Source organism: Polymorphospora sp. NPDC050346, assembly GCF_040655695.1.
Taxonomy (GTDB): Bacteria; Actinomycetota; Actinomycetes; order Mycobacteriales; family Micromonosporaceae; genus Polymorphospora; species Polymorphospora lycopeni.
In genome coordinates this window covers 98,637-113,670 of sequence record NZ_JBFAKM010000021.1, presented here as the reverse complement: position 1 = coordinate 113,670, position 15,034 = coordinate 98,637, and the positions used below count along the sequence as shown (strand labels likewise).

Sequence of the window (15,034 nt, the reverse complement as noted above, 5' to 3'; positions counted from 1 at the left end):
GCCCGCCCGCGACCGGTCGTCCACGACGGACAGCCGGTCGCGGGCGGTCGCCGTCTCAGGACCGGTCACCGACCATCGCGGCGATCAGTTTCAGCGACTCGGCCGGGTCGAGCGCGGCCGCGCAGAGCTGGTCGTACGCGTGCGCGAACCGCTGGCTGCGCGGCGCCTCCAGGTAGAACCGGCCGGCGAGATTCTCCAGGTAGGCCACCTCCGGGTAGGGGTCCGGCATCTCGAACAGGGTGAACGCGCCGAACGTCCGGGGGCGCAGGTTGGCGTCCGGCGGCAGCACCCGGATCTCGACGTCCCGCTCGCGGGCCAGCCGGCCCAGGTGGACGAGCTGCTCGCGCAGCAGGCCGGCGTCGCCGAACGACCGCCGCAGCACCGCGTCGTCGATCACGACCGACAGCCGGGCCCGGCCCTCCTGGAGCACCCGTTGCCGCTCCATCCGCTTGTCGACGAAGCGGGCGACCCGCTCGGAGGGCACCCGCGGACCCTCGACCAGGCGGACCGACGCCTCGGCGTACGCGCGGGTCTGCAGCAACACGTGCAGCATCGCGGCGTCGAAGAGGCGGATCTCGGTGGCGTTCTCCTCCAGCCACAGGTAGTCGACGAACGTGCTGTCGTAGACCGCGTCGGAGAAGTCGACGTCCCACTGGTCGCTGCGCCAGGTCTCGGTGCAGAGCTGCCGCAGCCGGGCCCGGTCCTGGGCGTCGAAGACGCCGTACAGGTCGAGCAGGGCGACCACGTCGTCGTGCTTGAAGGGCAGCTCGGCCCGTTCGAACCGGCCGAGCGAGCTGTAGTCGTACCGCAGGTAGCTCGCGGCCTCCTGCAGGGTCATTCCGCGCTCGACGCGCAGGTCCCGCAACTGGATGCCCAGCCACTGGGCACGCAGGGTCTTCTTCACGGGCTCTTTGAACGGCATGTCAACCTCTCCGCGCTACGAAACACAATCGGTGCCGTTGTTCCAAACGTTCATCGCCTGGAATCTGGCCATCGCGGTTTCGGTGCGTTCCGCCGTGACGGGCGGAGTGTGCGGAGATCGGGCCCGGGGGCGAACCGGGGAAAACGAATGGGCATGCATTGTTTAGCACGAGGGGTGAGCCGCTGGCGAGTTCGCGTACGGGTGAATCGGTGCCCCGACTCGAATCGTGGTTCGTCCGGCGGAGCCGCCGTTCGCATTTCGAGTAAGGGAGCCAAAAATGCTCCCGGTGATCCGGCGGAATGCGAGGTGGAAAAGGGACCGGCCCCCGGGAGGACGCGTCAGGTCGTCTCCCGGGGGCCGCGCCGCGGGCTGGCACTGGCCCGCGACGTGCTTGCATGGGTCCGGGCGCCAGGGAGGTCTCCGGCGCCCGGACCCGGTATCAGAGCCCCGCGGCGTGGGCCGCGGCCGTACCGCCCACGATGGGCAGGACGATCCGGCTGGTCTTCAGCGCCAGGTCGATGTTCGCCCGGTTCTGGTCAGCCTGGCTGGAGTACTGCGGGTAGCTGCCGACCACGATCACGCCGATCCGGTGGCCCGGCTTGAAGACGTAGTCCTCCGGCAGCAGCGGGAAGTCGTAGTTGTACGCCTGTCCCGGCACCAGCGGCACCGCGTTGCGGATCGACTGGCGGTTCTTGGCGTCGTGGACGCCCTTGGTGACCAGCTCCTGGTCGGCGGTCCAGACCCGGGTCTGCGTGTGCTTGTAGCAGGCGTCGTCGACGGCGCTGCTCTCGCCCCAGCAGTCCTCGGTGGTCAGGGTGATGATGCCGTCGTTGCCACCACGGTGGTGGACCCGCTCGTCGGTGCCGTAGTCGACCAGGATCACGCCGAAGTGGGTGCTGGTCTTGTCGGCGGTGGCCCGGATCTTCAGCCGCGGCGTGCCGGAGATGTGCAGCGGCGCGGTCAGCGGCTCGGACAGGAACGCCAGCTTGTTCGGGCTGGGCACGTCCGGGGTGTTGATCATGGCGTTCTGGCTCTGCGTCGGGCTGTCCTGCCAGGACAGCGTCGTCGGCTTCGCCACCGGCACCAGGCCGAGGCCGCCGGCACCGCCGGTGCCCGGCTGGAAGAACACCTCGGTGTCGTTCATGCCCGGGACCGGCCAGTCGGCGTACGTCGCGAACACGTTGGCGGAGCGCTCCACGTCGGCCCGCGGCTCGTCCATGATGCCGTTCTGGATGTCGTAGAGCCAGAAGTCGAACCAGCGGTGCAGGGTCGACACCCACTCGGCCCGGCGGAAGTCGAACGGGTCGATGTGCCCGGTCTGGTTCAGCCACAGCTTGCGCGGGATGTCGTACTCGGTCAGCGCGTACCAGTACTTGCTGAAGTGGTCGGCGCGGACGTTGTCGTCGTTGGTGCCGTGGATGAGGAACACGCTGGCGGTCTGGTTCTTGACCTTCTTGACGTAGCTGCGCTCGTTCCAGAAGGCGGTGTAGTCGCCGTGCTCGTCGCCGTCCTCGATGGCCAGCCGGTCGCGGACCGGCTTGCAGTACTCCCGGCGCTCCGGGTTGGTGACCGTGTTCGCCAGCGACGACGGGTAGTTGTTGCCCCGAGTGATCACGCCGTTGCTACGGGTGTAGTCGTAGTACTCCGACGGGCCGCCGATCGGCACGATCGTGGTCAGGCCCTTGACGCCGGTGACGGCGGTGGCCATCGCCAGCGAGCCGTCGTACGACTTGCCGATCATGCCGGACTTGCCGTTGTGCCAGTCCGCCTTGACGACCTCACCGGCGGCGTTGCGGGCGGTGGCCCGGCCGTTGAGCCAGTTGATCGCCTGCTTCGCGCTGAGGTTGTCCTCGTTGGCGTTGGTCGTGGGGCAGCCGGTCGAGTTACCGGTGCCGACCATGTCGAGCAGGATCACCGCGTAGCCGCGCGGCACGAAGTAGTTGTCGTACCACAGCGGCCACTTGTCGAGCAGCCCGTCGCCGTCCAGGTCGACCTTGCGCTCGGACTCGTTGCCCCGGCCCAGCGTGGTGTAGTACGGGCTGGCGTCCATGATGACGGGCACCTTGAGCCCGTCCTCGGTCGCCTTCGGACGCATCACGTCGAACGCGATGATGTCCCGCAGCCCGTCGCCGTCACTGTCGAAGGTGGAATCGATGAAGAGCCGTTCCCGGATCGCGTCGCCGTAGCCGAAGACGGGCTGGGTGACCCCGTCGGCGACGACGATCTCCGGCGTGTCCACGGCGAGCGCGTTCGGCGCCGCGCCGAGTACGGCGAGCGCGGTCGTGGCGACCGCCGCCACGCCCACCCGCCATGATCTATGTGTCCGACCCATGCGCACTCCTTGAGGTCCCGAGGTGCGTGCAGGTTATGGGCCGGTTCGCCGATCGAACCATATGCACTTGTCGGAACCTGCCCAGCCAGGTCTTCGACGTGGCGCGGAGGCGGTCGAGGGTCGTCGTGTGGGTAACGCGTGGGCAACTCGCCGGTAATGTGCGACGGCCGGCCCGCGGGTGCGGGCCGGCCGTCGTGGCGCGGGTCGTCGTGGATCAGCGCAGGGTGGCGAGGATCTGTTCGGCCGTCCGGTCACCCTGGACGATGATCGGATTGTCCGAGATGGAAGTATCGGTGGCATCTGTGGCGGTCGCGCCGGCCGGGCCGGCCCGCAGCCCCGGCGTCGCCGGCAGGCTGGCCGACGTTCCGGCCGGCGACCAGAGGACCAGCGTGGTCGCCCCGGCCCGCTCGAACGCCACCCCGGTCACCGCGTCCCGGCTCACGGCGGTGACGGTCGCGCCCCGCGAGGCGGCCACCAGAACCTCCATGATCCGGCCGGCCTCCCGCTCGGCGCCGTCCGGGTCGAGCAACCCGTACCGCACCTCGGAGCCGGCCCGGTTGTTCGGGTTGTAGGCCAGCGGCAGCCACATCACCTGCCGGATCCCGCCGGCCAGCAGCGCGGTCACCACCTTGGTCATCTCACCGGCCCGGCTGGCCGCGTCACCGTCGCCGTCCCGCCAGAACTGGCCGACCTCCCACGCCTCCATCGGCACCCCGGCCGGATTCTCGGCGCGCAGGTAGTCGAGCAGCGCCGACACCCCGCCCGGATGCTCGTAGTAGTGCACCTGGCGGACCTGGACCACGCCCTCGTCGAGCAGCCGCTCGGTGGCGGCCAGGAAGGCGACGTTGCGGGCGTTGGCCTCGTTGGCCAGCGCCCGGTCCAGGGCGGCCGCGTTGCGTACCTCGGGGATCTTCTGGCCCCGGGTGCCGATCCGGCGGGCGAAGTACGCCCCGTACGCGCGGATCGCCGCGTCGGTGTCACCGGCCCTGACCAGCCGGTCGACCACCCCGAACCCGTACGCGACACTGCTGATGCCCGAGTCGACCACCTTCGCCTGCGGGGCGGCCGCGTGGATCGCCTCGGCGGCGGCCCGCACCAGCGTGACGTAGTCCTCCGGCGTGCCCGACCAGTACTGCGGTGCGTTGACCTCGTTCTCCACCGCGAACTGCGTCACCCCGTACGGCGTGTAGCGCTCCACGACCGAGCGGACGAAAGCCTGGTAGGTGGCCATGTCGAGCGGCATCGCCGACTCGGTCTTGTTGGCCTGGCCACGGGTGTGCTGGGCGGTGCCGCCGGTCGCCCAGCAGACCCCGGTGCGGATCTTCAGGTTGAGCGTGATGCCCAGGTCGCGGCTGCGCTGCGCCACCCGGTCGACCGCGGCCCAGTCCACCTGCCCCTTGGTCTTCTCCATCGCGCACCAGGTCAGCTCGTGATAGGTCGCCGATCCGGAGATCTTGCGCAGGTAGGGCGTGAACTGGTCGTAGCGCGACCAGTCCCAGTGCGCCCCGAACGGGTTGGTGCCCTCCGGCACCACCAGCGGCGGCCCGCCGGACGGGGCCGGTGCGCTGCCGGTCGGCTCCGGGCCGGGCGGCGGCGCCGGATCCGGCTCGTCGGCCGTACACCCCACCGAGGCCGCCAGCACGACCGCGACCAGCCCGGCGACCAGGGCCGACCGCCGCCGCCGGTTCGCCCGCGCCCGCGTCACCGGTACCCCAGCTCACGCAGTGTGGACCGGGAGAAGACGAAGACCAGCAGCCGCAGCAGCGGGTCCAGTTCCCGGCGGTACGTGCCCACCCGCGAGCCGTAGATCGGCGCGTCGGTCTTCGCCGCCGCCCGCCGCCTGTCCGCCTCCACCGTGTACTTCGCGGCCACGTCGTGCTGCTTGTCGCCGTACTCCAGCACGTCGGGTTCCCACGGCTCGCCGAGGAACTCGAACAGCGCCCGCATCGTCTTCTCCGGCTCGTTGACCGCGTCCTCGTAGCGCAGTTCGTGGTAGCGGTCGGCGGGCAGTTCCCGGCCGGCGGCGCGGGCGGTGTGGATGTAACGCGGCCACTTCACGACGCACTTCACCGCCGACCAGTAGCCGAACCGCTTGCGGTGCGACACCACCACGTCGCGGCCGTCGCGGATCACGTGCACGATCTGCGCGTCCGGGAAGACCTTCGTGACGAACGGCAGCGACATCGCGTACAGCGGGGTCTTGTCCGCCCAGCGGGCCTTGCCCCGCCCGGCGGCGTAGTCGTGGTGGATGCCGCCGAAGAAGTCGGCGATCCGGCGCAGCCAGTCGTCCTGGGAGAAGCCGAAGCGGGCCAGCCGCTCCCAGTCCCGGCCGACGACGCGTTCGAGGTCGGTCAGGAACCGGGTCTCCGGGCCGCAACTGATGCGCGAGTGCGAATCGAGCACCAGCCGCAGCATCGTGGTGCCCGACCGCTGGCAGCCGACCAGGAAGATCGGCGCGGTGGACGGGGTCGGCTCGGTCACGTAGCGCCTCCAGTTTTCGCCGCCACGGGGCCGCCGGCCGCGACCAGGCGTTCGGTCAGCCGGTCGCACAGGTCGCGCACCCGGGGGTCGATCGGTAGCCGGTCGCGGCGCGGGGTCCGCCGCTCGACGTGGGCGGACAGCGCCGGCCGGTACGGGAAGTCGAGGAAGTCGCACAGCCGGCGGATCTGGCCGGCCGGATCGGTGACCAGCGCGTCGTAGCCGCACAGCAGCACGTCGGCGCGGGTGTGCAGGCCGAGCCGGAAGAACAGGTCGTTGCGGACGTACCAGAACAGGGCGGCGGCGGTGTGCGGGTCCATCCGCGCGTGGTCGAAGCCGTGGATCAGCTCGTACGTCGCCGCGTCCAGCCGCTGCCCCTGCCAGCGCCCGCCGATGGTGCCGTCGGCGATGGCCCGCAGCGCCCGCAGGTTGGCGTCGCCGAACTTGGCGACCTCGGAGCGGGCCCGGTCGTCGACGTCGCGCCACATCCACAGCGCCCGGCCCGGGGCGAGCCCGGGCAGGGCCAGCAACTCGTCCACCCGGTGCGTCTCGCACAGCGGCTTGACCAGCACGTACGCGTGCCGGCTGCGGCGGACCACGGCGGTCAGCACCTCGTCCGCGCGCAACTGGAAGCGGTGGAAGACCCGCCGGTCGTTCTCGTTGCGGACCTCGAACTCCGGCGCGTTGTCGAGGCCGCGGACCAGCATGTTCGTGCCGGAGCGTTGCAGTCCGACGAGGTAGACCGGCACCGCCGTGCCGGGCGCCACCCGGTGCCGCAGCCGCCAGCGGGCCTTGCCCAGGCCGGTGCGCAGCCGTTCGACCGGGTTGAGCCGGTCCTCCTCGATGAGCCGGCCGATGCCCTCGGTCCGCGCCCAGTGGACATGCCGGGCGATCCGCCGCGCCGTGTATGCCAGCGCCGAGGGTTCGTCGTCGGCCACCGTTCCTCCTCCGCCGTCGGATGCCGCCTCCGCCGGATGCCCTCTCCGCCGTCCGTCGGTCGCCTCCGCCGCCGGTGCCACCAGCCCCGACAGCCGGTCCGGGCGAGGTCGGGCCGTGCCAGGCTATACACACGATCCGGCCACAGGCCAGGCCACGGAACTAACGGGCATTCAGGGATCATCCGTTCAGTCAGTTGAAGATCATGAACTGGACTGACCGGGCGGCCCTGAATAGCGTGAGGCTCCAAGTCGGCGCCCGGACCGGCGCCCACGCGCCGGACCCGCCCCGTCCGCCGGTCGAGCTGAGCAGGTCAATGCGCGTCCTCCACGTCAACAAGTTCCTCTACCGCCGCGGCGGCGCCGAGGGCTACCTGCTCGACCTCGCCGACCTCCAGCGCGCGGCCGGCGACGAGGTCGCGTACTTCGGCATGCGGCACCCGGACAACGAGCCGGGACTGCCGTACGAGCGGCACTTCCCGCCGCACCTGGAACTGGACCCGGCACCGCGCGGGCTGCGCCCGCGGACCGCCGCCGCGGCCCGGATGGTCTGGTCGCCCGCCAGCCGGCGCGGGCTGGCCCGGGTCATCGACGACTTCCGGCCCGACGTCGTGCACCTGCACAACATCTACCACCAGCTCTCCCCGTCGGTCCTCGCCGCGGCCCGGTCGGCCGGCGTGCCGTGCGTGCTGACCATGCACGACTACAAGCTGGCCTGCCCCAGCTACCAGTTGCTCGACCGGGGCGGGATCTGCGACGCCTGCGTCACCGGCGGTCCGCTGACCGCCGCCCGCCGGCGCTGCAAGGACGGCTCGCTGGCGGCCAGCGGCCTGCTCGCCGTCGAGTCGTGGCTGCACCGTCGGCTCCGCGCCTACGACCCGGTGGCGGTCTTCGTCAGCCCTAGCCGGTTCCTCGCCGACGTGATGCGCCGGGCCGGGGTGTATCCCGACCGGCTGCGGGTCGTCAACCACTTCGTCGACCTGACCGGCCTGCCGGCCAAGTCGACCCCGGGCGGGGGAGTCGTCTACGCCGGCCGGCTCGCCGCCGAGAAGGGGGTCGACACCCTGGTCGAGGCGGCGGCCGCGCTGCCGCCGGGCGTCCCGGTCGACGTCGCCGGCGACGGGCCGGTCCGCCCGATGCTGGAGGAACTGGCCCGCCGGGTCGCCCCCGGCCGGGTCAGGTTCCACGGCCGGCTCGACAAGGCCCGGCTGCACGAGCTGGTCCGCGCCGCCGGGGTGGTCGCGGTCCCGTCGCGCTGGCACGAGAACCAGCCGCTGTCGGTGCTGGAGGCGTTCGCCTGCGGCGTACCGGTGGTCGGCACCGACCTCGGCGGCCTGCCCGAACTGGTCGAACCGGGCGTCGACGGCGAGATCGTGCCGGCCGACGATCCCGCGGCCCTGGCCGCCGCACTGACCTCGGTCCTCGCCGACCCCGACCGGGCGCTGGCGATGGGCCGGGCCGGCCGGCAGCGCATCGAACGCGACTTCCCGCCGGCGGCGCACCTGCGCCGGTTGCGCGAGATCTACGCCGGGGCGGCCGGGAGCCCGGCCGGCGCCGGCCGGGCGGCCACGGCACCGGCCGGCGGAGGTGGCCGGTGAGCCCGGTCCGGGTGCTCTACCTCGCCGGCAGCGGGCGCAGCGGCAGCACCCTGGTCACCACCGTGCTCGGCCAGCTCGACGGCTGCTTCGCCGCCGGCGAGCTGCGCTACCTGTGGCAGCGCGGGATCCTCGACAACCGGCCGTGCGGCTGCGGGGCACCGTTCGCCGAGTGCCCGCTGTGGACGAGGGTGGTGGCCGCGCTGCCGGCGGCCGACGCCGGCCGGATCGCCGCCGGGCTGCGTACCCGGCTGCGGATGCGCGGGCTGCCCGGCCTGCTGCGCCGGCACCGCGCGGGCCGTACCGCCGTACCGGCGCATCCCGACGACGCCGTGCTCGCCGCGCTCTACACCGCGCTCGCCGGGGCGGTCGGCCCCGCCGGGCCGGCCGGGCCGGTGATCGTCGACTCGTCGAAACTGCCGCCGTACGGGGCACTGCTCGACGGCCTGCCCGGCATCGACCTGCGGATCCTGCACGTCGTACGCGACCCGCGGGCGACCGCCTTCTCGTGGCGGCGGCGGCGGAGCCTGGACGGGGTGCCCGGGGACCGGCTCATGAGCCGCCCGCCGGTGTGGAAGGCGGCCCTGCTCTGGTCGGTGTGGAACGCGGCGACGCTGCGGCTGTGGGGGCGCCGGGCACCGGACCGCTACCTGCGGGTGCGCTACGAGGACTTCGTCGCCGACCCGGCCGGCACCACCGCCCGCATCGCCGGATTCGCCGGGCTCGACGCCGGCGAGCTGCCGTTCACCGGCCCCGGCGAGGTACGCCTCGCCGCCACCCACTCGGTCGCCGGCAACCCGTCGCGGCACCGGACCGGGCCGGTGCCGATCACCGACGACACCGAATGGATCACCGGGCTGTCCCGGCACGGCTACCTGGTGGCCAGCGCGGTGACCGCACCGCTGCTGCGCCGGTTCGGCTATCCGCTGCGCCGGCCCGACCGCCCGGCGGCCGGCGACCGCCCGGCGGCCGGAGACCGGACGGCCTGGACGGCCGACGACCGCCCGGCGGCCGACCTCGCCGGCGGGCGCCGGTCCGACGACGGGGAGGGCTGACACGTGCTGTCAGTGGTGGCCGGCACCGGCCGGTGCGGTTCGACGCTGGTGCAGGAACTGATCGCCCGGCACCCGGACGTCGGCTTCGTCTCCGGCCTGGACGACAAGCTGCCCCGGCTCAACCTGCGCGGGCGGTTCAACGGCCGGCTCTACCGTGGCTCGGTGCCACGGCCGGCCGGGATGACCTCGCTGCGGCACAGCCGGAAGCTGCTGGAGCGCGGCCGGTTGCGGGTCGCGCCGTCCGAGGCGTACCAGTTGCTCGACCGGCAGGTGATGGCCGGCTTCTCCCGGCCGTGCCGGGACCTGGTCGCCGCCGACCTGACCCCGTTCGTGGCCCGGCGGCTGCGGGCGTTCTTCGACTCCCGGATCGAGCGGCAGGGCTGCTCGGTGCTGCTCCAGCCGGTGACCGGCTGGCCGCGGACCGGGTTCCTGCACGCCGCGTACCCGGAGCTGCGGGTGGTCAACGTGGTCCGCGACGGGCGGGCGGTGGCCAACTCGTGGTTGCAGATGGGCTGGTGGGACGGCTGGCGCGGGCCGGACAACTGGCTCTACGGCCCGCTCCCCGGCGACCTGCGCGAGGAGTGGGAGGAGTCCGGGCGGTCGTTCCCGGTGCTCGCCGCGCTGGGCTGGAAGATGCTCATGGCGTCGTTCGGCGAGGCGCGGGCGGCGCATCCGACCGGGCAGTGGCTCGACGTCCGCTACGAGGACCTGATCGCCGACCCGCGCGGGCAGGTGGCCCGGATGCTCGACTTCCTCGGGCTGGAGTGGTCGCCGGCGTTCGACCGGGGCTTCGGGCGCTACGAGTTCCACGTCGGCCGGGGGGCGGCGTACCGCGACGAGTTGACTCCGGAGCAGGTCGCGGCGGTCGAGCGGGTGCTGGAGAAGCCGCTCGCCGAGTGGGGCTACTGAACCGGACCGGCGGCGGCCTCGGCCGGGGACTTTCGCTGGAACGAGCGAAAGGCGTCGTCAAAGCATCGAAAGATGTAGACGTATCCACGTCCGCTGATTAATCTGTTCGCAACATACGGCGTCGCGGTGGTCATGGCACACCCCCGGCGGCGCCCGATCGTTACGGTCCCGGCGCGGCGGCGCGCGCCCGGCCCGAGCCATCCCCAGTCAGGAAGGGATGCACCGCCATGTCCATTTACCGTGGACGGGCGACCGGCGCCGCACTCGTGCTCGCCGCCGCCACCGTCCTGGTGCAGGCGGCCGGCCCACCGGCCGCCGCCCACCCGATCAACGCCACCGACTTCCAGCAGGTCACCCTCGCCAGGGGGGTCGCCGAGGTCGGCGAGCCGATGTCGCTCGCGGTCCTGCCGGACCGGTCCGTCCTGCACACCGCCCGCAACGGCACGGTCCGCCGCACCGACGCGGCCGGCACCACCACCGTCATCGGCACGATCCCGGTCTACACCCACGACGAGGAGGGCCTGCAGGGCATCGGCGTCGACCCGAACTTCGCCACCAACCGGCACGTCTTCCTCTACTACGCGCCCCCACTGTCCACCCCGGGCGGCGACGCCCCGATCACCGGCACCGACTTCTCCGCCTGGCAGGGCGTCAACCGGCTGGCCCGGTTCACCCTCAACGCCGACTTCACCCTCAACACCGGCAGCCAGGTCACCGTCCTCGACGTACCCGCCGACCGCGGGCTGTGCTGCCACGTCGGCGGCGACATCGACTTCGACGCGGCCGGCAACCTCTACCTGTCGACCGGGGACGACACCAACCCGTTCGACTCCGCCGGCTACGCCCCGATCGACGAGCGGACCAACCGCAACCCCGGGTACGACGCCCAGCGCACCTCGGCCAACACCAACGACCTGCGCGGCAAGATCCTGCGGATCAGGGTCAACGCGAACGGGACGTACTCGATCCCGGCCGGCAACCTCTTCGCCCCCGGCACCGCGAGGACCCGGCCGGAGATCTACGCGATGGGCTTCCGCAACCCGTTCCGGATGAGCGTCGACAGGGCCACCGGCCACGTCTACGTCGGCGACTACGGCCCGGACGCCGGCTCCACCAACCCCAACCGCGGACCGTCCGGCCAGGTGGAGTTCAACCGGATCACCTCGCCGGGCAACTACGGCTGGCCGTACTGCACCGGCACCAACACGACCACCGAGACCTACAACGAGTGGGACTTCGCCACCGGCGCCAGCGGGCCGAAGTACAACTGCGCCGGCGGGCCGACCAACAACTCGTTCCGCAACACCGGCCTGACCACCCTGCCGCCGGCCCGGGCGGCCTGGATCCGGTACGGCGGCGACGCCGGCACCCCACCCGCGTTCGGCGGCGGATCGGAATCGCCGATGGCCGGACCCGTCTACCGCCACGACCCCGCCAACCCCTCGGCCACCAAGTTCCCGCAGTCCTTCGACGGGCAGTTCTTCGCCACCGAACTCGGCCGCGGCTGGATCAAGCCGATCCACCTCAACGCCGACGGCAGCCCCGGCACCATCGACACGTTCCCGTGGGTCGGCAAGCAGGTGATGGACTCCGCGTTCGGGCCGGACGGCGCGCTGTACGTACTCGACTACGGCACCGGCTACTTCAACGGTGACGAGAACTCGGCCCTGTACCGCTTCGACTACCTCGGCGGCGGCAACCGGGCGCCGACCGCGGTCGCCGGCGCCACCCCGCTGTCCGGCCCCGCGCCGCTCACCGTCAGGTTCTCGTCCGCCGGCTCCGCCGACCCGGAGGGCGGCGCGCTGACGTACGCCTGGAACTTCGGCGAGGGCACCACGTCGACGGCGGCGAACCCGACGAAGACGTACGCCACGAACGGGACCTACACCGCGACGCTGACCGTACGCGACCCGCAGGGCGCCACCGGCACGGCGAGCGTGACGGTCACCGTCGGCAACACCGCGCCCCGGGTGACGATCAACTCGCCGAGGAGCGGGCAACTCTTCTCGTTCGGCGACACCGTCCCGTTCTCGATCACCGTCACCGACCCGGAGGACGGCACGATCGACTGCTCCAAGGTGAAGATGACGTACGTGCTCGGCCACGACAGCCACGGCCACCAGATCACCTCGACGAACGGCTGCTCCGGCTCGCTGACCGTGCCCAACGACGGCGAGCACGACGACGCCGCGAACATCTTCGCCGTCTTCGACGCCGAATACACCGACGCCGGCGGGCTGACCACGCACACCCAGCACATCCTCCAGCCCCGGCACCGGCAGGCCGAGCACTTCAAGACCAGCTCCGGGGTGAACACCTTCGCCAAGGCGACCGCCGAGGGCGGCCGGACCGTCGGCGACATCCACAACGGCGACTGGATCGCCTTCGACCCGTACGACATCTCCAACGCCACCTCCTTCACCGCCCGGGTCTCGTCGGCCGGCGTCGGCGGCACGGTCCAGGTCCGGGCCGGCTCGGCGACCGGTGCCGTGCTCGGCTCGGCGACCGCGCCCGTCACCGGCTCCTGGGACACGTTCACCGAGGTCACCGGCACGATCGCCAACCCGCCGGCCGGCACCACCACGCTCTACCTGACGTTCGCCGGCGGCAGCGGCGCGCTGTTCGACATCGACGCCTTCACCCTCGCCACCGGTACGACCCCCGGCGGCACCGGTCCGGTGGTCGGGCTGGCCGGCAAGTGTCTGGACGTGCGTAACGCGGCGAGTGTCGACGGTACGCAGGTGCAGCTCTACACCTGTAACGGCTCGGCGGCGCAGACCTGGACGCGTAACGGGCAGACGTTGCGGGCACTGGGCAAGTGCCTGGACGTGTCGGGCGCGGGTACGGCGAACGGTACGAAGATCCAGTTGTGGACCTGCAACGGGACCGGGGCGCAGAACTGGACGCCACGGGCCGACCGGACGCTGCTCAACCCGGCGTCGGGCCGGTGCCTGGACGTGTCCGGCAACAACCCGGCCGACAGCACGCCCGTGCACCTGTGGGACTGCGGCACCGGCGCCAACCAGAAATGGACCCTTCCCTGAGAAAGGAGCAGACCGTGCGTAGATTCGTCAGATCCTCGATCGGCCTCGCCACCGCCTGCCTGGCTGCCCTGGCCTGCACCAGCGCCCCCGCCGGCCCGGCCAGCGCCAGCCCCACCGACGCCCCCTACGACGTGCTGATCTTCTCCAAGACCGCCGGCTTCCGCCACGACTCGATCCCGGTCGGCATCCAGACCATCCGCGACCTCGGCGCGGCCAACAACTTCACCGTCACCACCACCGAGGACGCCGCGGCGTTCACCACCGCCAACCTCAACCAGTACGAGGTGGTCGTCTTCCTCAACACCACCGGCGACGTGCTCAACGACACCCAGCAGGCGGCGTTCGAGGCGTACCTCGCCGGCGGCCGGGGCTACGTCGGCGTGCACGCCGCCGCCGACACCGAGTACGGCTGGTCCTTCTACGGCAACCTGGTCGGCGGCTACTTCGCCTCGCACCCGGCGATCCAGCAGGCGAACGTCAAGGTGGAGGACCGGGCGCACGCCGCCACCGCCCACCTGCCACAGACCTGGACCCGCACCGACGAGTGGTACAACTACCGGACCAACCCCCGCTCCGGCGCCAAGGTGCTGGCCACCCTCGACGAGTCGTCGTACTCCGGCGGGTCGATGGGCGCCGACCACCCGATCGCCTGGTGCAAGACGTACGGCGGCGGCCGCTCCTTCTACACCGGCGGCGGCCACACCCAGGCGTCGTACGCCGAACCCGCGTTCCGGACCCACCTGCTCGGCGGGATCCGCTACGCCGCCGGCCGGGTGCGGGCCGACTGCCGCGCCGAGACCGGCTACACCACCCTCTACAACGGCTCGACCACCGGCTGGTCGCAGGCCGGACCGGGCAGCTTCACCAACTCCGACGCCACCCTCACCTCGGTCGGCGGGATGGGCCTGTACTGGTACAGCGCCCGGCAGTTCACGTCGTACTCGCTGAAGCTGGACTGGCGGATGGCCGGCGACGACAACTCGGGCGTCTTCATCGGCTTCCCGCCGTCGACCGACCCGTGGTCGGCGGTGAACAACGGCTACGAGATCCAGATCGACGCGACCGACGCCGCCGACCGCACCACCGGCGCGGTCTACACGTTCAAGTCCGCCGACCTCGCCGCCCGCGACGCGGCGCTCAACCCGCCCGGCACCTGGAACACGTACGAGCTGCTGGTCGAGGGGGAGCGGCTGCAGATCTTCCTCAACGGTGTCAAGATCAACGACTTCACCAACACCGACCCGGTCCGCTCGCTGGCCGGCCACATCGGCCTGCAGAACCACGGTACGGGCGACGACGTCTCGTTCCGCAACGTCCGGATCCGGGAACTCGGCGGCCCGCCGCCGACCGGCGGCACCGGTCCGGTCGTCGGTCTGGCCGGCAAGTGCCTCGACGTACGAAGTGGTGCGACGGCCGACGGCACCCAGGTGCAGCTCTACACCTGTAACGGCTCGGCGGCGCAGACCTGGACGCGTAACGGGCAGACGTTGCGTGCCCTCGGCAAGTGCCTGGACGTGTCGGGCGCCGGTACGGCGAACGGGACGAAGATCCAGCTGTGGACCTGCAACGGGACCGGCGCGCAGAACTGGACGCCGCAGGCGAACCAGACGCTGGTGAATCCGACGTCGGGCAAGTGCCTGGATGTCTCCGGCAACAACTCCGCCGACAGCACCCCGGTGCACCTGTGGGCCTGCGGCAGCGGAGCGAACCAGAAGTGGACACTTCCCTGAGTTAGAGTGTGGTCGGCGACCCTCGGCGGTGGCC

10 protein-coding genes are annotated in these 15,034 nt (G+C 71.9%); 5 read left to right on the top strand and 5 right to left on the bottom strand.

Annotated elements, in window-relative coordinates:
• Positions 1 to 55: 55 nt before the first annotated feature.
• The 5 genes from AB0I42_RS21925 to AB0I42_RS21905 form a co-directional block, all read right to left on the bottom strand.
• Positions 56 to 922 carry a helix-turn-helix transcriptional regulator gene (locus AB0I42_RS21925; RefSeq protein WP_357539407.1) on the bottom strand — a complete coding sequence of 289 codons (867 nt, stop codon included), beginning with the start codon at positions 920 to 922 and terminating at the stop codon, positions 56 to 58.
• Positions 923 to 1,361: 439 nt separating this feature from the next.
• Complete coding sequence (locus tag AB0I42_RS21920; RefSeq protein ID WP_357539406.1) at positions 1,362 to 3,254, bottom strand: CocE/NonD family hydrolase; 1,893 nt, start codon at positions 3,252 to 3,254, stop codon at positions 1,362 to 1,364.
• 214 nt (positions 3,255 to 3,468) lie between these two features.
• Positions 3,469 to 4,959, bottom strand: coding sequence for a hypothetical protein (locus tag AB0I42_RS21915; RefSeq protein WP_357539405.1), 1,491 nt, complete (start codon positions 4,957 to 4,959; stop codon positions 3,469 to 3,471).
• Positions 4,956 to 5,735: a sulfotransferase gene (locus AB0I42_RS21910; protein ID WP_357539404.1), complete on the bottom strand. Its 780-nt coding sequence runs from the start codon at positions 5,733 to 5,735 to the stop codon at positions 4,956 to 4,958. The genes AB0I42_RS21915 and AB0I42_RS21910 overlap by 4 nt, the downstream gene beginning before the upstream one ends.
• The gene (locus AB0I42_RS21905) at positions 5,732 to 6,670 is read right to left on the bottom strand and encodes a hypothetical protein (RefSeq protein ID WP_357539403.1); all 939 of its coding nucleotides are present in this window, start codon (positions 6,668 to 6,670) and stop codon (positions 5,732 to 5,734) included. The genes AB0I42_RS21910 and AB0I42_RS21905 overlap by 4 nt, the downstream gene beginning before the upstream one ends.
• A gap of 314 nt (positions 6,671 to 6,984) precedes the next feature.
• On the opposite strand from AB0I42_RS21905, the gene AB0I42_RS21900 reads away from it, so the two are divergent.
• The 5 genes from AB0I42_RS21900 to AB0I42_RS21880 all read left to right on the top strand — a co-directional run bounded on the left by AB0I42_RS21900 (position 6,985) and on the right by AB0I42_RS21880 (position 15,000).
• Complete coding sequence (locus AB0I42_RS21900) at positions 6,985 to 8,265, top strand: glycosyltransferase (protein WP_357539402.1); 1,281 nt, start codon at positions 6,985 to 6,987, stop codon at positions 8,263 to 8,265.
• On the top strand, positions 8,262 to 9,317 hold the full coding sequence (locus AB0I42_RS21895; RefSeq protein ID WP_357539401.1) for a sulfotransferase: 1,056 nt from the start codon (positions 8,262 to 8,264) through the stop codon (positions 9,315 to 9,317). The genes AB0I42_RS21900 and AB0I42_RS21895 overlap by 4 nt, the downstream gene beginning before the upstream one ends.
• A gap of 3 nt (positions 9,318 to 9,320) precedes the next feature.
• Positions 9,321 to 10,226, top strand: a complete 906-nt coding sequence (locus tag AB0I42_RS21890) for a sulfotransferase (protein ID WP_357539400.1) — start codon at positions 9,321 to 9,323, stop codon at positions 10,224 to 10,226.
• Positions 10,227 to 10,453: 227 nt separating this feature from the next.
• Positions 10,454 to 13,270, top strand: a complete 2,817-nt coding sequence (locus tag AB0I42_RS21885; protein WP_357539399.1) for a PQQ-dependent sugar dehydrogenase — start codon at positions 10,454 to 10,456, stop codon at positions 13,268 to 13,270.
• A 14-nt stretch (positions 13,271 to 13,284) separates the two neighbouring features.
• The gene (locus AB0I42_RS21880; RefSeq protein ID WP_357539398.1) at positions 13,285 to 15,000 is read left to right on the top strand and encodes a ThuA domain-containing protein; all 1,716 of its coding nucleotides are present in this window, start codon (positions 13,285 to 13,287) and stop codon (positions 14,998 to 15,000) included.
• Positions 15,001 to 15,034 lie beyond the last annotated feature (34 nt).